A 21357-nucleotide genomic window follows, 5' to 3' on the forward strand; every position below is an offset into this window, starting at 1 on the left:
GCCGGTCATTCGATAATTCCTGCTATGTCCGGCGTTTCCCAAGCCAGATGCTGTCCGCCATCAAGGGCAATCATCTGGCCTGTAACCGACCGGCTTTCCCAGAAATAAGCAATAGTGCGTCCAAATTCTGACAGATCGGGCGCTCGTTTTAATGGCAGTCGACTGACTTGCAACTCAAAGTCGTCCGCATTCTGCCTTTCGCTTGGCAAAGTGGGGCCGGGGGCGATGGCATTGACACGTATACGCGGCGCAAGCGCCTGCGCCAGCGTTTTGGTGGCATTCCAAAGGGCAGTCTTTGAAAGCGTATAGGAAAAGAACTGCGGATTGAGTTTCCATACCCGCTGGTCGATCACATTGATAATCAGACCATCGCTCTCGTCGGGTAGTGCCTTTGCCATTTCTTCTGCAAGAATAACCGGCGTCTTGAGATGAAGTGCAAAATGGCGATCCCATAGCTGCATATCGAGATTGCCGATTCGGTCGTCTTCAAAGAGCGAAGCGTTGTTTACGAGCAGGCGAATCGGACCAAGCTGATCTGCAGCCTGTTTAAGCAATCCGCGGACGTCGTTTTCATTCGCAAGATCTGCCTGCACAACACAAGCTTTGCCGCCATTGTCGATGATTTGCGCTGCAAGTTCCTGCGCAGGGCGAACGGAAAGATTGCAATGGATTGCCACCGGAAAACCCTGTCGAGCCAGGTCTTGGACGATGGCTTTTCCGATACGCCGCGCACCGCCCGTTACCAGAACTGGGCAATTTGCAAGCGATTTGGTTTGCGGATTTTCCAACAGGGTAAACACTTTCTTATCGTGATTCATCGTGTTGATTCATGGCATTTTGCAGAGAAAAATACAGCGAAAAATTAGAACTCTAGCTCTCTCTGCTGACAAAAACCAAGCAAATTCAGTGGTTTCAATTTGACTATCTTGTATTCATGGGAAGCTTCATATGTAGCTCGCTCTTATATAGGAGCGACATTAAAGCGTTGCCAGAATGCAACATCGCAATTTTGCCATGTTCTCGACAGGTTCTCTCCACACGAGGGAGCAGATCATGCCGCATTTACCGTCGATATGTCTGTCCTGTCAGCGCGGCATGGGTATCACTCCCCAATTGCTGCCCGCCCGATAAGGGACCGCGCTAAAGGTAATTTATTGAAGGAGAATGCAATGCGCACTCTTAAGTCTCTCGTAATCGCCTCGGCTGCGCTGCTGCCGTTCTCTGCAACTGCCTTCGCAGCAGACGCAATCATGGAACAGCCTCCTGTTCCAGCACCAGTTGAAATGGCTCCTCAGTACAGCTGGGCTGGTGGTTACACTGGTTTGTATCTCGGCTACGGTTGGAACAAGTCGAAGAACGAATCGTCTGCCTTTAGCAATCCTACGATCAAGCCAGACGACTGGAAGGGCGGAGCCTATGCTGGCTGGAACTTCCAGCAGGATCAGTTCGTATACGGTGTTGAAGGTGATGCAGGTTACTCCGCAGCCAAGAAATCCCGCGATGGTCTGGAAGTTAAGCAGGGCTTCGAAGGCTCGCTCCGTGGCCGTCTTGGTTACGATATGAACCCAGTTCTGCCTTACATCACTGCTGGTGTTGCTGGTTCGCAGATTAAGCTCAGCAACTCTGTTGATGACGAAAGCAAGTTCCGCGTTGGTTGGACTGCAGGCGTTGGTATGGAAGCAAAGCTGACCGAAAACATTCTGGGCCGCGTTGAATATCGCTACACCCAGTTCGGTAACAAGAACTACGATCTTGGTACTGAAACTGTTCGTAACAAGCTGGACACGCAGGACATCCGCGTTGGTCTTGGCTACAAGTTCTAATTACGGCTTAACTGCTTAATTAAACTGAAAAAAACCGGGCAGGAAACTGCCCGGTTTTTTTGTATTATCAACCTTGTGGAAGAAGTTTCACCAAGTCTGGATGCAACTCCTCAAACCGCTTCATCCAGCGCTTGAGCTTTGGACGACCACGCTCCCATTTGCCTTCAAAACGCAACGCGAGATAGCCGAGCGTTGCTGCAACGGCCAAATGACCGCCGTGCAGTTTCGCTGCAAGGCGTGGCGGCGCTTCGTTCAAAAGATCGAGAGTGCGTTCGGCCTTACGCCATTGCAAATCAAGCCATGGCTGATGAATTTTCTCCTCTGGTCGTGCACGGCGCTCATAAACATGGGCAAGCAAAACATCGGAAAGACCATCTGCGATGGCTTCTAAGCGTTCCGCATCGGTCCGCTTTTCGGCATTGCGTGGGAAAATTTTATTTCCAGATACGCGGTTGAGATACTGCATAATCGCGCGGCTATCGAAAACACTCTTGCCGTCATCTGTGAGCAAAGTTGGAATTTTTCCAAGCGGATTGGCGCTGACGAGGTTTTCAGGCTCGGCAGATGTGGTCACGACCACACTCTCAAAAGGAATGCCAGCATATTGGGCTGCCATGCGCACTTTCGCACTATAGGGCGAAGCGGGAGAATAGAGAATTTGGGTCATGATTATTCCTGATATTTAAAATCTATCGATTTGCAGGCATGTTAACGGAATGGCTGCGGCATGCCTTGGAATCTATCTGTTCACAGTCGCGAAACTTGAGATCCTTGGTCATGCAGATGCGGACTTCCTGAAGATAATTGTTTTTGCAGGAAACGGATATGCCATCGGGCCTCATCCCTGGATTGGCCGTAACAAAGGCTTTTTCGACCAGAATGGGATCAATACGCCGTGACGTTGCAAGATTGCGAAGGCTTGGCGGAACATTCACTTGCTCAAAGGCCTGACGCACCGTTGAGAAATATTCGCTTTGCGCAAGCCCCGAACAGCTTCCATGTTTTCGCCACTGATGCGCGATGAGACCCGTCGAGGGCATGATGTCGAGAACGCTTGAAACAATTTGGCGTGGCACAAAACTGCCGCGACTGCTCGCATTGTCAAACTGGCAATTAGCCGGATAGCCAAACTCGTTCTGCGGCCAGAGGCCATGAACGACAAAGCCGAAAGGGCGCGTTGTCCCGCATTGCTGCTTGTTGGCTCTTGGGCCTTCAAGGAAGCAATAGCTTGGTGACCATGAAAGGGAGAGTACGTAAAAGTCGAAATCACCGGGGCGGTAATTGCCCCGGTCCTGCGCTATTGCTGGCAGCGCGAAAAATGAAGTGGCAAGAACGGCAACTGAAATCGCCGCAAGTTTGCGCAACATCGGCCGCACGATCAGCGTAAAACGCGGCAGCTTGCGTCAAAGACATACCAGCGATCAAAGCCGTCAACGCAGAACTCGACATTGCTGCCAACGCCCGCAAAGCCCTGGCCTTCTTCAACCATGTACCAGACCGGACGATATTGACCGTCGCTCAACACGGCAGTCGCCTGACAATAGGTCCGCTCAATCTGAGCTGGATTGTTTTTGGGTTCATAACGGGTGAGACGTACATCGCTCATAGCGGAAATTCCGACCTGCGGTAGGTTAGGAACATGGCGAACCTGATAGCCGAAATCCGAAACAACACGGCGCAGCACGCTCTGCTGGTTACAGAGACCGGCATCACCTACCGCAACTGGTGATTGAGCAAGATAATCAGCCGCGCTTGCAGGCAGCGAGACGAATGCCAACGGAAGAACTGACGCAGCCAGAAGTGCTGACCGAGAAAACTGTCCAATGCGATCCAATTTGCGATCCATATCCCTATCCTGTCCAACAATTCGAGCGTGACGCTCGTTTAAAAACTGATGAGGTGCAGTTTCATTCAGCAATGGGCGGCGGTCAAGTGCGATCCGTCTCGGTTCTTATCCATTGCATGCTGAAATTGCTGCCCTTTTCTTCGGTAAGCAATTTGGTAAGGCAGGGAAGGAGGATTTGCATCTCACTTTCCAGTGTAAACGGCGGGTTGACGACAATCATGCCGGTTCCATCAAGACGCGGTTCCAAAGATGGTGCGCGAATCGCAAGCTCGATCTTCATGATTTTCGGAATTTCGGTTTCCCGCAGACGCTTTGTAAAGCGCTCAGTTTCCTTACGGTCTTTGACCGGATACCAGAGCGCAAAAGTGCCACCGGGAAAGCGCTTGTAAGCTTTCACCAGACCGTCAACGAGGCGATCAAATTCGCCTGCGATCTCAAACGGCGGGTCGACCAGCACCAGACCGCGCTTTTCCTTTGGCGGCATATGCGCACCCAGCGACAGCCAGCCATCAAGTTCAATGACGCGGGCCTGATAATCACCGTCAAAAAGCTTGGCGAGTTTTTTGGCATCTTGCGGATGCAACTCAATAGCCGAAAGACGATCCTGCTTTCGCAGCATATGGCGTGTGAGCAAAGGTGAGCCGGGATAATGCTTGAGCTCATTGCCCTTATTCACGGACCGAACGGCATCGAGATAAGGCTGCAACAGCTCGATTGTCTGGGGCGAAATTTCGCCTTTTTCAATCGCGTCGACCACACGACGAATGCCGCCGACCCATTCGCCTGTTTTACCAGCCTCTGTGCCGCGCAGATCGTAAAGTCCGATACCCGCATGGGTATCGATCACGCGAAAGGCTTGATCCTTGCGTTTGAGATATTCAACAATGCGGGAAAGGATGACGTGTTTTACGACATCGGCAAAGTTTCCAGCGTGATAGGCGTGACGGTAATTCATATTCGCGCTTGTTTCATGCCTCGTCGCTTTCGGCAATATCCCAGTGCTCCGAAATATGACATACAGCCCGTACCATCTGCTCTTAATTTGAGTCGGCTCATCCATGTCCGGTACTGTTTTGCTGATTGTCCTTTGCGGCGCGTTTTTCCACGCAAGCTGGAACGCCATCGTCAAAGGTGGTGGTGACAAGTTTTTTGCAGCCGCTTGCGTGGTTGGCGCTGCCGGACTGATTGCTGTTTTCTTTCTGCCCTTTCTGCCGCTGCCGCATCCCTCAAGCTGGATTTATATCGGCCTGTCGACGATCATGCAGATTTTCTACATGTCGCTGGTCGCCGCCGCCTATAAATCGGGCGATATGAGCGAGGCCTATCCGATCATGCGCGGAACCCCGCCTTTGCTGGTGGCGCTTGTCAGTGCGCCTTTGATTGGCGAGACAATTGGTGTGGGCGGCTGGATCGGTGTTATTCTGATTTGCTCTGGTGTTCTGGCAATGGCATTGGAAGCGCGGCGTCGCAGTGGTGGCACGTCGAGCAAAACCGCCCTACTTGCGCTCACCAATGCGGGCTTTATTGCGGCCTATACAATTATTGACGGCATTGGTGTGCGCTCATCAGGCCACACCTTGTCCTACACGCTGTGGCTATTTCTTGTGAATGCTTTCCCACTGGCAGGCTGGGCGCTTTATCGTGAGCCTGATCGCTTTATCCAATATGTGCGCAACCATTGGCGCCCATCACTGATCGGCGGCGTCGGAACCTTGGCTTCCTACAGTCTTGCACTTTGGGCGATGACCATGGCTCCTATCGCGGTTGTCGCCGCCTTGCGTGAAACTGCAATTTTGTTTGGTGTGCTGATTTCGGCATTCATTCTTAAAGAGAAAGTCGGCTTGCCGCGTTTTCTGGCCGCAGGCCTCATCGTATTAGGTGCAATTACGCTACGATTGGCATAAAAAGCATTATGAGCCAGACTTCTACCATATCGAATATCAAAATCGGACATTCCGCCTGTCCGCATGATTGTCCATCCACATGCGCGCTTGATGTCGAGCTGCTGGATGAGCGCACCATTGGTCGCGTGCGCGGCTCAAAGGACAACAGCTACACCGCAGGCGTTATCTGTGCCAAGGTTGCGCGCTATGCCGAGCGCGTCCACCATCCTGATCGCTTGAAGCATCCGCTCATTCGTGCTGGTCGCAAGGGTGATGGTGACTGGAAGCAGGCATCATGGGAAACAGCGCTTGATCTGATTGCCGAGCGTTTTATTAAAGCCGAAGCGCAATATGGCAGCGAAACTGTCTGGCCCTATTATTATGCTGGCACTATGGGGTTGGTACAGCGCGATTCGATCAATCGCCTGCGCTTTGCCAAGCGGTATTCAAACCAGTTTGATAGTTTCTGCACCAATATGGCGTGGACCGGCTATTTTGCTGGCACAGGCAGTCTGACAGGGCCAGACCCGCGCGAAATGGCAAAAGCCGATGTGGTTGTCATCTGGGGCACCAATGCTGCCGCCACGCAGGTCAATGTTATGACCCATGCGGTACGGGCGCGAAAAGATCGCGGTGCGAAGATCGTCGTTATCGACATATATGCCAATGCGACCGTGCGGCAGGCCGATATGGGCATTGTGCTCAAACCCGGCACGGATGGTGCTTTTGCCTGCGCGGTCATGCATGTGCTGTTTCGTGACGGGCTTGCTGATTGGGATTATCTCAATCGCTATACGGATGATCCAAAAGGGCTGGAAGCACATCTTTCAACCCGAACGCCTGCATGGGCGGCAGAAATCACTGGCTTAAGTGTCGAGGAAATCGAAGCTTTCGCGCATCTGGTCGGCGAGACCAAGCGGACCTATTTCCGTCTTGGCTATGGCTTTACGCGCCAGCGTAATGGTGCGGTGAATATGCATGCCGCAGCTTCGATTGCATGTGTTACAGGCGCTTTTCTTTATGAAGGGGGTGGGGCTTTTCATTCAAATTCCGGCATCTTCAAGATGGACAAGCGCGAGATTGAAGGAAATGCCATGCAGGATAAGAGCCTGCGTTTCCTCGATCAGTCGAAGATCGGGCGGATTCTCACTGGCGACAGTGAAGCGCTCTATGGCGGCCCGCCGGTCACTGCTATGCTGATCCAGAATACCAATCCGATGAATGTGACACCGGAACAGCGTCTGGTGCGGCAGGGCTTCGCGCGTGAAGATCTGTTTGTTGCCGTGCATGAGCAATTCATGACCGATACGGCAAAAATGGCCGATGTGCTTTTGCCAGCCACCACTTTTCTAGAGCATGACGATATTTATCGGGGCGGCGGTCAGCAGCATGTGGTGCTTGGCCCGAAACTAATTGAACCTCTTGTTGAGGCGCAACCCAATATTTTTGTCATCAACGAACTGGCAAAGCGTTTAGGCGTCGACCACCTGCCGGGCTTCAATGTCGATGAGCGAACGTTGATCGACAATATGAACGCCAATAGCAATCTCCCGCAGTTCGATGAACTCAAAGACAAGCGCTTTGTCGATTTGCAGCCGCCATTTGACGAGGCGCATTATATCAATGGCTTCAAATGGCCGGATGGCAAATTCCGTTTCCGTCCCGACTGGACTGGAAGCCCTGCGCCCAATAAGCCGCCGGAAGTGATGGGACTGCAAGGGCCGCATCACTCTATTCCGGAATTCCCTGACCACTGGAATGTGATTGAGGCGGTGGACGGTGAACACCCGTTCCGCCTCGCAACTTCGCCTGCGCATAATTTCCTGAACTCGAGTTTTGCCGAAACCCCGACTTCGCTTGCCAAGGAAATCAGGCCGGAATTGCTAATCCACCCGGATGACGCGGCCGTTCTTGATATTGCAGACGGCGAACGTATCGAAATCGGCAATCATCGTGGCGAGCTGGTGCTTCATGCCGTTCTGCGGGCTGGTCAAAAGCGGGGCGTCGTGGTGTCGGAAGGCATTTTTCCGAACTCGACTTTTGAGCGTGGTGAGGGGATCAATACGTTGATTGGTGCCGAGCCTGCTGCACCTTATGGTGGGCTGGCAGTCCATGATACGAAGATCTGGATTAAAAAGATTGCTTAAAGCGCATCCCGAAAAGTGTGAAGCGGTTTTCAGATAAGATGCGCGCCAGAAATAAAGAGCGCATCCCGAAAAGTGTGAAGCGGTTTTCAGATAAGATGCGCGCCAAAAATAAGAAAACCCGCGCCGAACATAAGTTTGGCGCGGGTTTTGAATGTATGAGGCTGGATCAGCCTGCGTAGTTCAGCTTGAGCCTGGAAAGGCCAACAGCAGCGTTGAGACCTTTCTGGCCCTGAAGCGAGATGGGCTGCAATGAGATCGTCTTCCACGATCCGCCGGTCAGGATGTTGGTGCCAGCACCAATGCCAATCGCTGCATTGGCCGATGCGCCGACATAACGGCCCTTGAGCGCGCCTTCAGGGCGAACGGTTGGAGCCCACACCGCCCATGCGATAGTTCCGCCATTGATGAAGCCCACATCAACGCCAATCTTGGTGATGTCGCCAGTGTAGCGTTCAACCGGGCCGCGACCACGAACAGGGCGGAACACACAATCCACGTCCTGCTGGCTACCAATAATAACGCCGATTGCTGGCGAAATATCGCAGGTCAAAGTGCCAACTTCCGAACGTGGCTGGGTGCGTCCCGAACCGGGAGCCGCCATGAAGTCAGCAGCAATAGCAGGTGCAGTCACTGCAATGCCAGACACAACGGCCATTGCGGACAGGAAGGAAGTCGAAAAACGGAGAGACATGATGTTGTCCTCTAAAAAAAACATACTGAAAGAGACGCTTATGCGACTCTCAAGGGTTGCTTGAGCAACGCCCATACGAACCCGAATTAGGGCGTTTTAGAGAGAGTTAAAGCTTTATTAACGAAAAAATTGGGGTGTGATTAATTTGTCGCTTAAGTAATGCGATAAATCACGCGCTGATAACCATCGCATCTTGCGACAGCGCTGCATCCGTGTCGCCACGGGCAAATTTCTGGAGTGCAAGCGCGTAAATTTTGTGTTCGGCTTTCAGCACACGCGCGGACAGAGTATCTTGCGTGTCACCATCGACAATAGGAACGGCAGCCTGCGCCAAAATCGGACCTTCATCCATGCCTTCCGTCACCAGATGCACGGTACAGCCCGCAAGCTTCATACCCGCATCAAGCGCACGCTGATGCGTGTGCAGGCCGGGGAAGAGCGGCAATAGCGACGGGTGTATATTGAGGATGCGGCCTTCATAAGGTGCAATGAATTTGCCCGACAGAAGCCGCATATAGCCTGCAAGGCAGATAATATCCGGGCTCACGGCTGCAAGTGCCTCAAGGATCGCATCTTCATGCGCATCCTTGGAAGCATAATCTTTGCGCACGAACACGTTGGTTGCGATGCCTGCAGCTTGCGCCTTGGCAAGACCGCCGACATCTGGCTTGTCGGAAAAGACCGAAACGATCTCAACGGGGAAATCAGGCGTCTGAGCAGCAGCGATCAGCGCCTCCATATTGGAGCCGCCGCCGGAGATGAAAATGACGACCCGCTTGCGGCTCATAGTTTGAGCGTACCCTGATAGACAACGCCTTCGCCTTCGCGCTTGATCATACGACCAAGGATGACGACATTCTCGCCTTCGGAAGCCAAGGCCGCAACCACTTCGACGACCTTGTCCGGCGTCACAACGGCGATCATGCCGATGCCGCAATTGAAGGTGCGCAGCATTTCGAGCGCCTCGACATTGCCGGTGTTGGCAAGCCAGGAGAACACGGCTGGCACGTCGATTGCGTCGAGATCGATTTCAGCCGCAAGACCTTCTGGCAGAACGCGCGGAATATTATCCGGGAAGCCGCCGCCGGTGATATGCGCAAGTGCCTTGATGCCATCAGACGCCTTAATTGCGGCCAGCAAGGGCTTCACATAAATACGGGTTGGCGTGAGCAGGGCTTCACCCAGTGTTGCACCCGGCGCAAATGGTGCATCGGATTTCCAGCCAAGGCCAGAGATTTCAACAATGCGGCGCACGAGCGAAAAGCCGTTGGAATGAACGCCCGATGAGGAAAGGCCGAGAATGATGTCGCCTTCGGACACATCGCCACGAGGCAGCAAGCGATTGCGCTCCGCAGCACCGACGGCAAAACCGGCAAGATCATAATCGCCATCGCGATACATGCCCGGCATTTCAGCGGTTTCACCACCGATCAGCGCGCATCCTGCCTGTAAGCAACCGTCTGCAATGCCGGAAACGATAGCCACGCCCTGATCAGGCGATAGTTTTCCGGTTGCAAAATAGTCGAGGAAGAAAAGCGGTTCTGCGCCCTGAACGACAAGGTCGTTCACGCACATGGCGACGAGGTCAATGCCGACCGTGTCGTGTTTGTCAGCGTCGATTGCAATCTTCAGCTTGGTGCCGACGCCGTCATTAGCAGCAACCAGCACAGGATCGGTAAAGCCAGCGGCTTTCAGATCGAACAGACCGCCAAAGCCGCCAATTTCACCATCAGCACCCGGGCGGCGTGTGGAACGGACAAGCGGCTTGATTTTGTCGACCATCAGGTTGCCCGCATCAATATCGACGCCAGCCTCCGCATAGGTCAGTCCATTTTTCTGGGCGGAGTTATTTTCAACGGTCATGACCTGCTCCTGAACATGGGCGGTAATATTTAAGCGCGCAATGACATGAGATTGCTTGTCCCGCAAGGCCGCAGAGCCCGAAAAGCGCAAAACAGTACATGAATCTGCGGAAAATCACGATCCTGTGGGTTGAAGGCCACGTTGGAACTTGTCACCCAGACACGCATTGCAATCTTTGTGAGTTAGACTAACTATTTTTGTCGCTCAATAGTAATATGAGTATTTACCGGACAAGCTCTCAGCCTGTCTTTGCAGAGAATGGATGAATATGGCCAAGAAACCAGCGCCCGTGACCGACGCCACGAGCAAAACCATACAGCAATCGGATGCTGTGGCGCGTGATGGGGACATTCACGTCAACGTCGAAGTGGGCGGCTTTACCGGGTCCGGCGTGCGTCGTCAGGCAATGTTCTGGACCTGCGCCGTTATTATATTCATTCTGTTTCTTGTGGTTTTCAGCCCTGTTCTGCTGCCTTTCGTGGCCGGTATGGCGCTGGCTTACTTCCTCGATCCGGTTGCGGACCGGATGGAAAAGCTGGGGCTGTCGCGACTGGCGGCAACCATTCTCATCCTGCTTATATTCCTGATAATACTGGTGGTCGGACTAATGATCATCATTCCGATTCTGGCAACGCAGCTTGTCGATTTTATCTCCAAGCTACCTGATTATATCTCGCAGCTTCAGGCGCTGATGGCGAATGAAAACTCGCAATGGCTCAAGCGCTATATCGGTATCGATAGCTCCGTTATTCAGGAAAATCTCAGCGCACTGCTCCAGCAAGGCGCCGGTTTCCTCTCAACCTTGTTGCAGTCCCTGTGGAATTCGGGGAAATCTCTGATTGATATTGCGGGTCTTTTCATCGTTACGCCGGTGGTTGCGTTCTACATGCTGCTCGACTGGGATCGCATGGTTTCGCGTATCGATTCATGGGTGCCACGCAGGCAGCTTTACACCGTGCGCGGTATTGCTCGTGATATGGATGCCGCAGTAGCCGGTTTCGTACGCGGGCAGGGTACTTTGTGCCTCATTCTGGGCACCTATTATGCCATCGGCTTAACCCTCACAGGGCTGAATTTTGGCCTGCTAATCGGCTTCTTTGCAGGTGTTATCAGCTTTATTCCCTATATAGGTTCTTTTGTCGGACTGGCACTGGCAATCGGTGTTGCACTGGTGCAATTCTGGCCGGACTGGATCATGATTGTCGCTGTTGCAGGTGTGTTTTTCCTCGGCCAGTTTGTAGAGGGAAATATCCTCCAGCCCAAGCTTGTTGGCTCGTCAGTAGGGCTTCATCCGGTCTGGTTGATGTTTGCGCTGTTCGCCTTCGGTTCTCTGTTTGGCTTCACCGGAATGCTGGTTGCAGTGCCTGCCGCGGCAGCAGTCGGGGTGCTTGTGCGCTTTGCGCTTAATCGCTATCTCCATTCTCCGATGTACGATCCGGTTTATAAGCGCGCCAATCCCGATGAAGGGCTGTTGATCGAAGCTGGCGATAATGCAGGCAAAGAGAAATGAAATTGAATTATAACCGGGCAGGATTTTTGGGAGAAAGCGATGAATGACGCCCCGCGTCAGATACCGCTCGCTCTTGAGCATCAGCCCGGCTATCACCGCGAAGACATCATGGTCGCGGCGTCTAACCGTGCGGCGGTCGATCTGATTGATCGCTGGCCGAATTGGGTTGCGCCGGTGGTGATTCTTGCTGGGCCGACTGGTGCGGGTAAAACGCATCTGGCGGAAGTCTGGCGCGCGGCGACAGATGCATTACTGGCTGATCCCAAGGCTATCAGCGACACGATTGTGACAGGGGCTGCCGAATATCCGGTTCTGATCGACAATATCGGTGGAGCGCCTTTTGATGAAACAGGCCTGTTTCATCTCATCAACAGCGTGCGGCAGAATGCAGCTCTTGGGCCGGGTCCATCGCTTCTGATGACCTCGCGTTTGTTGCCTGCAAACTGGAACGTCAAGCTTCCCGATCTTGCATCGCGACTCAAGGCGGCAACGGTCGTGGAAATCGCCGAGCCGGACGATATGCTGCTTGGTGGTGTCATTCATAAACTCTTTGCTGATCGGCAGATCAGTGTCGAACTGCATGTGGTGAGCTATTTGGTGAGCCGGATCGAGCGCTCGCTTTTATCGGCAATCCAGATTGTTGATCGCCTCGATCGCGCTGCACTGGAACAAAAAACCCGCATAACCCGTACGCTCGCCGCACAGGTTATGTCAGATGCTGGTCACGGTGCGGGATGAAAATAGCCGTCACCGGAGCTAGCGGATTTATCGGAAGCGCTGTTCTGCAACGATTGGCAGTCGAGGGGCATGAGAGCCGTGCATTATCGCGTAATGATCTTTCCGCGCCCGACTTTACCAATGTCGATATGGTAATTCATTGCGCTGCGCTTGCGCATCGCACGGGGGCAGAGCGCCCAGACACCGACGCATTTGATTCCGTCAATCATCGCTTGACAGTTGAATTGGCAGAAAAAGCCAGACAGGCTGGCGTGCGTCGCTTCATTTTTGTATCGACGATTTACACGATTGCCGACAACCCATCGCCGCTTATGCCGCTTATGCCGCTTGCGCCGCGTGACGACTATGGACGTGCCAAAGCCAAGGCAGAGACCGCGCTGCTTGCGATGCGTGGGATTGAAGTGGTGATTGCACGCCCGGTGCTTGTTTATGGACCTGATGCGAAAGCTAATCTGCGCGCTTTGATGCGGTTGTGTGATAGTGTTCTGCCGCTGCCTTTGGGTGCTGCCAATAATCACAGAAGCTTTGTCTCATTGGAAAATGCGGCTCGCGCTTTGGTGTTTCTGGCACAAGCTCCGTCAAATCAGGTGTCTGGTCAGATTTTTCATCTCGCCGAGCCTGAACCGCGTTCAACCTGCGAACTTGTCTCGAAAGCCCGCGCTGCCCTGGGACGGCCTTCAAGGCTGTTGCCAGTTCCCGCAGCACTCATGAAAACTCTGCTTACTTTGCTTGGACGCAATACACTTTATGAGCAGCTTTTCGGTGATATGCTCGCCGATACATCATCGCTGCTCAATATTGGTTTTCACTATCTTCCCGGTGATCCGCAGATCGCGGCTATGGCAAAATCACTTCAAAAAATTTAGAGCGGTTCGTGTTAAAACGGAAACGTTGGAACCGCTCTATCTTTTTGCTTTGTCGCATTATCCAACGCAGAACGGCTTCGCACTTTTGCTGGAAATGCTTTAATTCTTCTGCCCAATGGCCATCGGCGGTTGAATGCGCGCTTTTTGCATGAGCGGCACTTCCGGCTTTTTCTCAATAGATCGGGTAATCATTCGCGCACTGTCCAGCTTGTTGCGACCACCCTGCAATTGATCTTCATGCACCCAGCCAATCATATTGGTCGAAGGGACCACAACGCGATGCCATTTGCCCGTTTTGCCATAAGAACGCATTTCGCGGCCCTTATCGACTGTGCCAATCGCTGGCGACTTGTCCCAGGCATTCTTATGAATGGTCAGCTTGGTCTTTGCATAAATAACCGAAGGCGATTGTGTTGGCGCATTGGTGCCGCGTGGTGGCATCGGCAATGACTTTGCTGATGCAGGCGGTGGCGGCGGTGGGGCTAGCATTTGCGCTGGCCTGAGGGTCTGAACGGCTGCCTGCTGCACGGACTTGGGTTGCGCAGGCGCAACGGATGCGGCAGGGCGAGGGACTGGGCCAACTGCACCTGCATAATCTCTGGATTGCGTTTTCTTCTCGATCACAGCCTTTTCGACAGGCTGTCTGGTTTCTGTCTTCGCAGGCGCAGAAAAGGTGGCTGTTGGCGTGGGGCGTTGAAAAAGGGCAGTGAGTGCCGCTTGCGGGCTTTTATGCTGTGCAGTCGCCCACAGGCTAAAGGCACCCAAACCCAATATCGCGCCGAGCGCCAATATCGGTGTGGATGAGCCTGAACTACTCTTGCGCCCTGTTGAACGCCCAGTTGAGCGTTTTGTCGGGCGGGAGCTCCGTTTCCGAGGTGCCATTTATCTGTTCCCTGTCCGAATCGCGACAGGAAGACACTAGCGGGTCTTCCTTCGCATTTGGTTACCGGACTAAACGGAACGCGTGAGGCCGCCATCCACGCGAAGGTTCTGGCCTGTGATATAGGCAGCACCTTCCGAAGCAAGAAATGCGACGGTCGCAGAAATTTCTTCGCTTGTGCCATAGCGCTGCAACGGCACACTGTCGCGACGTTCTTCTGTTGCAGGCAGGCTGTCGATCCAGCCCGGCAGAACATTGTTCATGCGGATATTGTCTGCTGCATAGGTATCGGCAAAGACCTTCGTAAAAGAGGCAAGACCCGCTCGGAAAACGGCAGAAGTCGGGAACATAGAGCTTGGTTCAAAAGCCCATGCTGATGAAATATTGATAATCGTGCCGGATTTCTGCTTTTGCATGTACGGCACAACGAGCCGGCTTGGACGCACAACATTGAGAAAATAGGTATCAAGACCCTTGTGCCAGTCTTCATCGGTAATATCGAGAATTGGTGCACGAGGTCCATGTCCGGCGCTGTTGACCAAAGTGTCGATGCGGCCCCATTTCTCAACAGTGAGATCGACAAGCTTTTTCAGATCATCAACTGACTGGTTTGACCCCGTGACGCCAATGCCGCCGAGTTCTTTGGCCAGTGCTTCGCCTTTACCTGACGATGATAAAATAGCCACGGCAAAACCATCTTGTGCCAGACGCTTTGCGGATGCAGCGCCCATGCCGCTGCCGCCTGCAGTTATAATTGCTACTTTTTGAGCTTCTTTTTGTACCGGCATGTTCTAATCCTTACGTGATGGTGATCACCGGAACGTATCGCAGAAGGTTGGAATCTAAAGTCAATTTTCTTGAATTTAAGATTTCATAATACGACCCCAATAAAAAACGCCGCTTGCGCGGCGTTTTATCGAAGATGGTCGAAAGAGTTATTCCTGTCCGGATGACTTGATACCCGAAAGAGCTTCGGCAGAAACAGGCTCGTTCCGTTTCTGACTCAATTCTTTTTGCTGAACTGCATCTCGAAACGCTGCCCACTCATTTTCGTGGCGGCGATAAATTGCATCTGAATTCTGGATGTCCATTTCGATCCTCCCCAAATTGGGCCTCTGTTGTTCTGGCAAGCCGAATAACACGGACCTTGAAGAAACGTTGCATCACAAACCTTAAGCGTTTGAAATCTTAATCGGTTTATATGTTTTTAACTCGATTAAGTTTTCCACCATTGGTGATATTTTGTGTTTGTCTGAGACTAAAGGATTAGTTCTCTTCAATTGAAACGCCACCTTCACCGATTTTCATTTCGATGCCGGAGGGCTTGGTTTCTTCCTGATAGGTATAGATCGCGAAACCTGCCACCACGACAATGAGAGCACCGATAATCAGATAAAGACCGTTGCGATTCACGCTGAAACTCCTGACATTTGTAGGTGCGGTCAAAACGCATGAGCCTGTGATTGGTTCCAACTCGCTTGCTCGCGCTTCCAAAAAAGCTGAGAAAAATCAGAGTGTGAAGAAAATTCGGAAAAACGCTTTTTATCACTTGCTTTATATCTGGCGATTATCTAGGGAAGGGCCGCTTACAAAGCACGGAGCGTAGCGCAGCCTGGTAGCGCATCTGGTTTGGGACCAGAGGGTCGGAGGTTCGAATCCTCTCGCTCCGACCATTTTCTTCAAAACAATTTGCCAAGATGAGTATGTCGCAGTCAGATGCTGTGGCGTGCGTCTTTATCGCGTTGACATGATGTGACGTGTAAACTATTGCCTTGTTGAAATCATCGCCTCTGACGGGGCTAAAGAGCATAGATCAAGGTTCTTCAAATGGTTGCACGTATTTACCGTCCAGCTAAGACCGCAATGCAGTCTGGTAAAGCCAAAACTGAAAACTGGCTTCTGGAATATGAGCCGGAGAGCGCCCGCAAGGTTGAGCCTCTGATGGGCTACACTTCTTCTGGCGATATGAAGAGTCAGATTCGCCTGTCGTTTGACAGTCGCGAAGATGCAATCGAATATGCGACCCGCAACGGCATCGCCTATCGTGTCATCGAACCGCATGAAACCACGCGCCGCAAGGTTTCCTATTCGGATAACTTTAGCTTCTACCGCGTCCAGCCTTGGACGCACTAACAGCTTTTCCCGGCCTGACACTTTGTGTTAAGTCCGGGTTCTGATGGTGAGGTCCCGTAGCTCAGCTGGATAGAGCACCGGCCTTCTAAGCCGTAGGTCACTGGTTCGAATCCAGTCGGGATCGCCATTATTTCAATAGGTTAGTTAACCTGAGTCGAAGGTCAGTTTTACCGCTGTTTTATAGACGGTTTACAAGATTACTGACTTTTTGCTTTAGCTGAAAATTACAACAATATTAGTTCCTCATTTTCCGCCAAATCGTGTGCATCAAGCAATTTTTGGATAGCTCTGATGTCGTTCACTCACGTCAACTTAGAGCGGTTCTCGTTTTAAACGGAATCGTTGGAGCCGCTTTATCTCTTTGTTTTACGCATTATCCAACGCAAAACCGCTTCGCACTTTTGCTGGAAATGCTTTAGGTTTCGTGTCTATATCAACCGCCTGCCTGACGTCTAAAGATATTCGGATAAGAGACGGGTGGCGCAAAAGCATTTTTCCGGCACCTGTATCTCCGCGCAGATGTTGAAGTTTGCCAAAAAGATGTCTGGGTATCAGCGCTGGCGGCAGACACGACTTTCCATTGTGAGAAATGACGGGATGAGCCCCAACTTTCGCAACCATTCTTTTTATGTGTTGACGTGAGACATTTGGCATATCCCCAAGTAGCAAGAGTGCATGGCTTGCGCCGTGTTTTTTCACGTAACGTAACCCGGCTTTCAATGTTTCACTTTGTGTGTTGGTGTTGTCTGGGAATAACGGGCGCAGGCGTGTGCGTCTGAACAGACTTGCGACCATAGGATCACGTGCGACAACCACGCCGAAACTGTACGGTATCCCTTGAAGGCATGCCGCAACATGAGCCGATAACGGTTTTCCCTGATAGCGAGAAAGCAGCTTGTTGCCAGCACCATAGCGCCGCGATTTGCCTGCCGCTAAAACGATAACTGCAACTTTTGCCGCTCCACTCATTTCGCGTCTTTAGCTATATTATTTGAAAACGCGCCATCCTTCACATTCTGCAATATGTGGGCAAGCGCAGAAACGCCGAGCGTGTAGGGGTCGCGTGTCGATGGTATAAGCCCGAGTGGAAATCGCAGTTTGTCTATCTTCTGACTATTACAATTCATAGCGCTCAGTGCTTTGCAGCGTGTTGTATGTGTTCGTCTGCTGCCTTGTGCACCAACAAAAAACGCCGGACTATCCAATGCTGCTGACAGGATGTCAGTTTCGCGATTGTGGTCATGGAAAAAGGTGATGACTGCACTTCTTTCGTCAGCATCAACATCTTGCGGCCAATGATTTGTAACAAGAGAGTTAGCCCACGAGAATCGCGCCAGCACGTCAGGATCGGGTGAGTAAAGTTCGACCTTGCAACCGGCAGCAAGTGCCAGTTCGGTAAAACAAATCGTCTCCATACCAGTGCCAAACACCAACACTCTTATTTGGGGCAGAATGGTCAGATGCAAACCCATACCTGTCGGGTTTAGCGACAAGGTTCCGTCTTCCCCTAAAGTTAACATCGCCGGTTTTCGTGCTTTGAGATAGTCGGCAATAGTTTTCAGAAGAAGTTTGTCGGGAAACGGAAAAATCTGAATGTCGAGAGCGCCCCCGCAGGGAAGGGGCACATCCCAGTAAGGCGAACCGTTGCCGTAACGCACGTGCATGGTCTGACCTGTTTCCATAGCTGATTTGGCGTTTAAAACGACATTTTTGTCGATACAGCCCGACGATAGATTACCCCAACGATGGCCAGAGGCATCAATCACCATCGCTGCCCCGCAACGGCGATAGGAAGGCCCTTCGACACCCACAATGACAGCGAGCGCGCAATTATCCTCGGACAAAGCCGGCGTCAACGGAAAGTCATTTTCGTTGATCGAAACGGCCTTAACCGCCAGTTTCGTATCGTCAAATTCAATCTGTCCCGTTAGCTTCATGTGGGTTCTTCCGAAAGGCTTAGAATGTTCAGTCTTCCAACGCTTTTTTAATCTTATCCGGCGTGACCGGCAGACGATAAAAACGCTTGCTAGTTGCATGCGTGATGGCATTTCCAATTCCGGCAACAACCGGAATCATAACCACTTCTGCCATGCCTTTCGGCGGCGAAGTTTCTGACAGTGGTTCAAGATATTCAGCCGTCTGCGTCCAGACTGCTACATCTTTGCTGCGCGGGAGCGTATAGCGGTTGAAGTTCCACGTACCGTTACCCGGACCGTCTTCATAAAGCGGAAGCTCCTCCATCAAAGCATGGCCAATTCCCATCGCCACACCACCCTGTTGCTGGCCGGAAACCAGCGCGGGGACGATAATATTGCCCGGATCAAGAATGCTGTGATGCTTCATGATTTCGACTTCGCCAGAGAACGTATTCACGTTGAGTTCAACGATACATGCTGCTGGCGTATAGGTGGTGACACCCGCATTGTTGCGCTGCACTGGCGGAAAATACACCGTACTACGCTTGATAAAATCATATCCGCCCGTTGTCATACGGCCCTTAAGCTCCGCTGATGCACCATCACCATAGCGAACAGCGAGAAGATCAACTGGCAGCTCGCGCATCCCAATAACGGGTATATCGAATTTGGCCGTTGCCCATTCCCAGCGACTGAAGCAGTGAAGTGAAACGCCCGTCACCAAACCCATTTCATGGGCTTTGCGTGCGAGACGTTCAAAGGATAGCGTTTCCATTCCGCCACCACCGATACCACCTGCCGTCACACGCAGATCGTTAAGAGTGACGACGCCACTCGCAATTTGCCCGCCAGATGCACCTTCACTCCAAATGGTTTTAGCCGCGGGCCAGAACGTGTTTTCAAAAAGGAACCGCGCCGCCTGTTGTGTTCCGAAACCCAGAAAATAAGCGCTGTTGGAAGCACTCATTGGCGGAAGCGCATTGGGAACCCAAAACGGATCTTTTTGCAGCTCGTCCTGCTGTTCCTGCGTGGTCGTGTAAGGCGACCAATTGCTCACCATCGGCAATTCGGCAAAATCAGTTACACCAAATTCTACGACATCCGGTACTTTTCCCAACATGTTGCGAACCATCACCTGTTGCGCGGTCGTCGCACCTGTGCCAATTTCCTGCACGCAATGGCGCATGCTCAATTTACCATTTGCATCAAATTCGAGCGTGAGTGCAGAGGTATCCGCGCCGGACCCATAGTCTTTCTGAACCTGCGCAAAACCTACGCCATAAAGGCGACCGGGATTGGCTTTGTCATAATCCGCCTTGGCTTGTTCGCGATTGACCCATAGTGGATTTTTAGCCACCAGTTCGAGCATTTCGACATTACGCAAATCACCCAATGGCTGTGCACCTTGCGTATTTTCATCGCCCGCACGCATCGCATTGCGAAGGCGAAGCTCAACAGGATCAATATCAAGTTCGGCTGCGATTTCATCGACCATCAGTTCGGTGATGCTCATAACCTGAATGGTGCCATAGCCGCGCATTGAACCTGCCTCTACGGCTGGCGTTGCAAGGGCTATCGAAGTGAGGTCTGACTTAGGGAAATAATAAATTGACTGAGCAGCGGTAGCGGCTACCTGTGCAACTGAGAACGAGAAATTAGCGCGTCCGCCGCCATTACAATTATAAAATCCTTTCAGGATTTCAAACTTGCCGGTCTTGCGATCAGCAACAATGCAGACGTCCATTTCGATAGAATGGCGCTTCAGTCCAAGCTGGAACTGTTCATAGCGATCATTTGCCAGACGCACAGGCAAACCGTCGCCGTAAAAACAGGCCGCAATCGCATAAAACGGAAAGATAGAGTGATCTTTTGATCCGTAACCGACTGTTGTTCCGGTTAGTAGTTTGATCGTCTCAACGGGGAAGCGTTTATTATCTTTAACCATCGCGGCAGCAACACGCGCGACCTCATAAGGCGATTGTGCAGCGACAATCAGATGCAGCGTTTTTGACTTCGCATCATACCACGCATTGCCGTTGTCCGGTTCCATTGCACTCGGATCAATGGATTGCGAAAAACCGTGCCGTTCGAGCACAAACTTGCTGTCGTCCTTACGCGCTTCCTCAATGGCTTTGGCTATATCTTCGGCGGCGTTCATACCGCGTCGCATGGGTTCATAGGTCTCACGTGCGACTTCTTCCGGATCGCGCATCCCACCGCCGCCACGATGCTTGGTCAGCACAGATGCAGGCACAAAAACTCCGGTTGTGCTGTCTGATGGCCAAGTTGGTGTATCGCCATCGAAGCCGCCAAATATAACTGCATCCTGTATCGGCGAATAAGCAGATGAGGCAGAAGGAGTTTCACCGCCAATGCGAACATATCGCGCTGCACCGTAATTGGCTGGCGATTTAACGCCAGTTTCAGCACCATATTTCACAACACTCGTTTCAAATCGTAAAAGACGCTTTGCGGCATCGAAGCGATCAAAATCATGATAGACAAGCAGTGCTACTGGCTGCCCCAAAAGCGGAGCAGTCTGGCCCTTTGGCAGCAGAATGCTTTTACCGTAAAATTCATCCGCTAGGCCTTCGGCTTGCGGCGCTGTTAAACCATCAGCTTCAAAATCCTCATGCAATACCAGACGATCAGGCTGAAGACCGGCCCCTAAAATAGTCAGATCAACCCCTTCAAAGGTTCGCTTTGCGTCGGTCGCTTTGATGAAAAAGGCATGGGCTTGCTCTTTGGGCCATCCTTCCAGATCGCGGGCCCGATAATCACGCGAGAAGGTCTTCTCGCCGGTGACTTTACGAATGGCATCCCATCGATAACGGGCCTGACCATCTGCTCCAATCCAATCGGACGGGCTTGGTCCTGACTGGACTTCCAGCGCATGAGCGACTGGTAGCCGCCCAAGCATCACAGTTATACCGGCGATTGTACCCAGTTTCATAAAATTACGACGTGAAATATTCGAACTCATCATTCCCCCCGGGGGTTGATCCGATTACGTCTGAAATAAATATGCACGTGATTATGAGTAAGTTGGGCTCAATCGATT

The 21357-nt window shown here is 52.1% G+C and carries 22 protein-coding genes and 2 tRNA genes; 9 read left to right on the top strand and 15 right to left on the bottom strand.

Annotated features, from left to right (window positions below; all coding sequences use genetic code 11):
* Positions 1–5: 5 nt before the first annotated feature.
* A complete protein-coding gene (locus CEV31_RS09725) occupies positions 6–818 on the bottom strand; it encodes an SDR family oxidoreductase (protein WP_094506877.1) in 813 nt (270 codons plus the stop codon).
* Positions 819–1169: 351 nt separating this feature from the next.
* On the opposite strand from CEV31_RS09725, the gene omp25 reads away from it, so the two are divergent.
* Positions 1170–1823, top strand: coding sequence for an outer membrane protein Omp25 (gene omp25, locus CEV31_RS09730; RefSeq protein ID WP_094506878.1), 654 nt, complete (start codon positions 1170–1172; stop codon positions 1821–1823).
* A gap of 67 nt (positions 1824–1890) precedes the next feature.
* Here the strand turns inward: omp25 and CEV31_RS09735 are convergent, their stop codons facing one another.
* From CEV31_RS09735 to CEV31_RS09750, 4 genes are all read right to left on the bottom strand, one after another.
* The gene (locus CEV31_RS09735; RefSeq protein WP_094506879.1) at positions 1891–2490 is read right to left on the bottom strand and encodes a glutathione S-transferase; all 600 of its coding nucleotides are present in this window, start codon (positions 2488–2490) and stop codon (positions 1891–1893) included.
* Between the two features lie 22 nt (positions 2491–2512).
* Positions 2513–3190 carry a ribonuclease T2 family protein gene (locus CEV31_RS09740; RefSeq protein ID WP_094506880.1) on the bottom strand — a complete coding sequence of 226 codons (678 nt, stop codon included), beginning with the start codon at positions 3188–3190 and terminating at the stop codon, positions 2513–2515.
* Positions 3191–3201: 11 nt separating this feature from the next.
* Entirely contained in the window at positions 3202–3669 is a 468-nt protein-coding gene (locus CEV31_RS09745; protein WP_094506881.1) for a phage portal protein, read from the bottom strand.
* An 82-nt stretch (positions 3670–3751) separates the two neighbouring features.
* A complete protein-coding gene (locus CEV31_RS09750; protein WP_094506882.1) occupies positions 3752–4624 on the bottom strand; it encodes a 23S rRNA (adenine(2030)-N(6))-methyltransferase RlmJ in 873 nt (290 codons plus the stop codon).
* Between the two features lie 103 nt (positions 4625–4727).
* Here CEV31_RS09750 and CEV31_RS09755 point away from each other — a divergent pair, with 103 nt between their 5' ends.
* Both CEV31_RS09755 and CEV31_RS09760 read left to right on the top strand, forming a co-directional pair.
* On the top strand, positions 4728–5573 hold the full coding sequence (locus CEV31_RS09755; protein WP_094506883.1) for a DMT family transporter: 846 nt from the start codon (positions 4728–4730) through the stop codon (positions 5571–5573).
* Positions 5574–5581: 8 nt separating this feature from the next.
* The gene (locus CEV31_RS09760) at positions 5582–7699 is read left to right on the top strand and encodes a molybdopterin oxidoreductase family protein (protein ID WP_094506884.1); all 2118 of its coding nucleotides are present in this window, start codon (positions 5582–5584) and stop codon (positions 7697–7699) included.
* A 166-nt stretch (positions 7700–7865) separates the two neighbouring features.
* Here CEV31_RS09760 and CEV31_RS09765 read toward each other — a convergent pair whose 3' ends face one another.
* From CEV31_RS09765 to purM, 3 genes are all read right to left on the bottom strand, one after another.
* Positions 7866–8390 carry a DUF992 domain-containing protein gene (locus CEV31_RS09765; RefSeq protein WP_094507297.1) on the bottom strand — a complete coding sequence of 175 codons (525 nt, stop codon included), beginning with the start codon at positions 8388–8390 and terminating at the stop codon, positions 7866–7868.
* Between the two features lie 169 nt (positions 8391–8559).
* Positions 8560–9177: a phosphoribosylglycinamide formyltransferase gene (purN, locus tag CEV31_RS09770; RefSeq protein ID WP_094506885.1), complete on the bottom strand. Its 618-nt coding sequence runs from the start codon at positions 9175–9177 to the stop codon at positions 8560–8562.
* Positions 9174–10253, bottom strand: a complete 1080-nt coding sequence (gene purM / locus CEV31_RS09775; protein ID WP_094507298.1) for a phosphoribosylformylglycinamidine cyclo-ligase — start codon at positions 10251–10253, stop codon at positions 9174–9176. Before purM ends, purN begins: the two co-directional genes overlap by 4 nt.
* Positions 10254–10521: 268 nt before the next feature.
* On the opposite strand from purM, the gene CEV31_RS09780 reads away from it, so the two are divergent.
* Genes CEV31_RS09780 through CEV31_RS09790 form a run of 3 tightly spaced genes read left to right on the top strand, consistent with a single transcriptional unit; the run spans position 10522 to position 13367 of the window.
* Positions 10522–11763 carry an AI-2E family transporter gene (locus tag CEV31_RS09780; protein ID WP_169717328.1) on the top strand — a complete coding sequence of 414 codons (1242 nt, stop codon included), beginning with the start codon at positions 10522–10524 and terminating at the stop codon, positions 11761–11763.
* A gap of 39 nt (positions 11764–11802) precedes the next feature.
* On the top strand, positions 11803–12501 hold the full coding sequence (hdaA, locus tag CEV31_RS09785) for a DnaA regulatory inactivator HdaA (protein WP_094506886.1): 699 nt from the start codon (positions 11803–11805) through the stop codon (positions 12499–12501).
* Complete coding sequence (locus CEV31_RS09790) at positions 12498–13367, top strand: NAD-dependent epimerase/dehydratase family protein (RefSeq protein WP_094506887.1); 870 nt, start codon at positions 12498–12500, stop codon at positions 13365–13367. The genes hdaA and CEV31_RS09790 overlap by 4 nt, the downstream gene beginning before the upstream one ends.
* 99 nt (positions 13368–13466) lie before the next feature.
* Here CEV31_RS09790 and CEV31_RS09795 read toward each other — a convergent pair whose 3' ends face one another.
* The 4 genes from CEV31_RS09795 to CEV31_RS21090 all read right to left on the bottom strand — a co-directional run bounded on the left by CEV31_RS09795 (position 13467) and on the right by CEV31_RS21090 (position 15660).
* The gene (locus tag CEV31_RS09795; protein WP_094506888.1) at positions 13467–14249 is read right to left on the bottom strand and encodes a hypothetical protein; all 783 of its coding nucleotides are present in this window, start codon (positions 14247–14249) and stop codon (positions 13467–13469) included.
* Positions 14250–14318: 69 nt separating this feature from the next.
* Complete coding sequence (locus CEV31_RS09800) at positions 14319–15035, bottom strand: SDR family oxidoreductase (protein WP_094506889.1); 717 nt, start codon at positions 15033–15035, stop codon at positions 14319–14321.
* Positions 15036–15182: 147 nt separating this feature from the next.
* Positions 15183–15338, bottom strand: coding sequence for a hypothetical protein (locus CEV31_RS21085; protein ID WP_169717329.1), 156 nt, complete (start codon positions 15336–15338; stop codon positions 15183–15185).
* 175 nt (positions 15339–15513) lie between these two features.
* Positions 15514–15660 (bottom strand): hypothetical protein, encoded by a 147-nt coding sequence (locus CEV31_RS21090; RefSeq protein WP_094507300.1) that lies wholly within the window; start codon positions 15658–15660, stop codon positions 15514–15516.
* Positions 15661–15843: 183 nt separating this feature from the next.
* Between CEV31_RS21090 and CEV31_RS09810 the strand changes: the two genes are divergently transcribed.
* The 3 genes from CEV31_RS09810 to CEV31_RS09820 all read left to right on the top strand — a co-directional run bounded on the left by CEV31_RS09810 (position 15844) and on the right by CEV31_RS09820 (position 16507).
* A tRNA-Pro gene (locus CEV31_RS09810) sits at positions 15844–15920 on the top strand.
* A 154-nt stretch (positions 15921–16074) separates the two neighbouring features.
* The gene (locus CEV31_RS09815) at positions 16075–16380 is read left to right on the top strand and encodes an ETC complex I subunit (protein WP_094506890.1); all 306 of its coding nucleotides are present in this window, start codon (positions 16075–16077) and stop codon (positions 16378–16380) included.
* Between the two features lie 50 nt (positions 16381–16430).
* A tRNA-Arg gene (locus CEV31_RS09820) sits at positions 16431–16507 on the top strand.
* 239 nt (positions 16508–16746) lie between these two features.
* On the opposite strand, the gene CEV31_RS09825 is transcribed toward CEV31_RS09820, so the two are convergent.
* From CEV31_RS09825 to CEV31_RS09835, 3 genes are read right to left on the bottom strand one after another with little or no spacing between them, the layout of a single operon-like run.
* Positions 16747–17349, bottom strand: a complete 603-nt coding sequence (locus tag CEV31_RS09825) for a nucleotidyltransferase family protein (RefSeq protein ID WP_094506891.1) — start codon at positions 17347–17349, stop codon at positions 16747–16749.
* Complete coding sequence (locus CEV31_RS09830; protein ID WP_169717330.1) at positions 17346–18317, bottom strand: XdhC family protein; 972 nt, start codon at positions 18315–18317, stop codon at positions 17346–17348. Before CEV31_RS09830 ends, CEV31_RS09825 begins: the two co-directional genes overlap by 4 nt.
* A 28-nt stretch (positions 18318–18345) precedes the next feature.
* Positions 18346–21279 (bottom strand): xanthine dehydrogenase family protein molybdopterin-binding subunit, encoded by a 2934-nt coding sequence (locus CEV31_RS09835; RefSeq protein ID WP_094507301.1) that lies wholly within the window; start codon positions 21277–21279, stop codon positions 18346–18348.
* Positions 21280–21357: the final 78 nt, after the last annotated feature.

This window comes from Brucella thiophenivorans, assembly GCF_002252445.1.
Taxonomy (GTDB): domain Bacteria; phylum Pseudomonadota; class Alphaproteobacteria; order Rhizobiales; family Rhizobiaceae; genus Brucella; species Brucella thiophenivorans.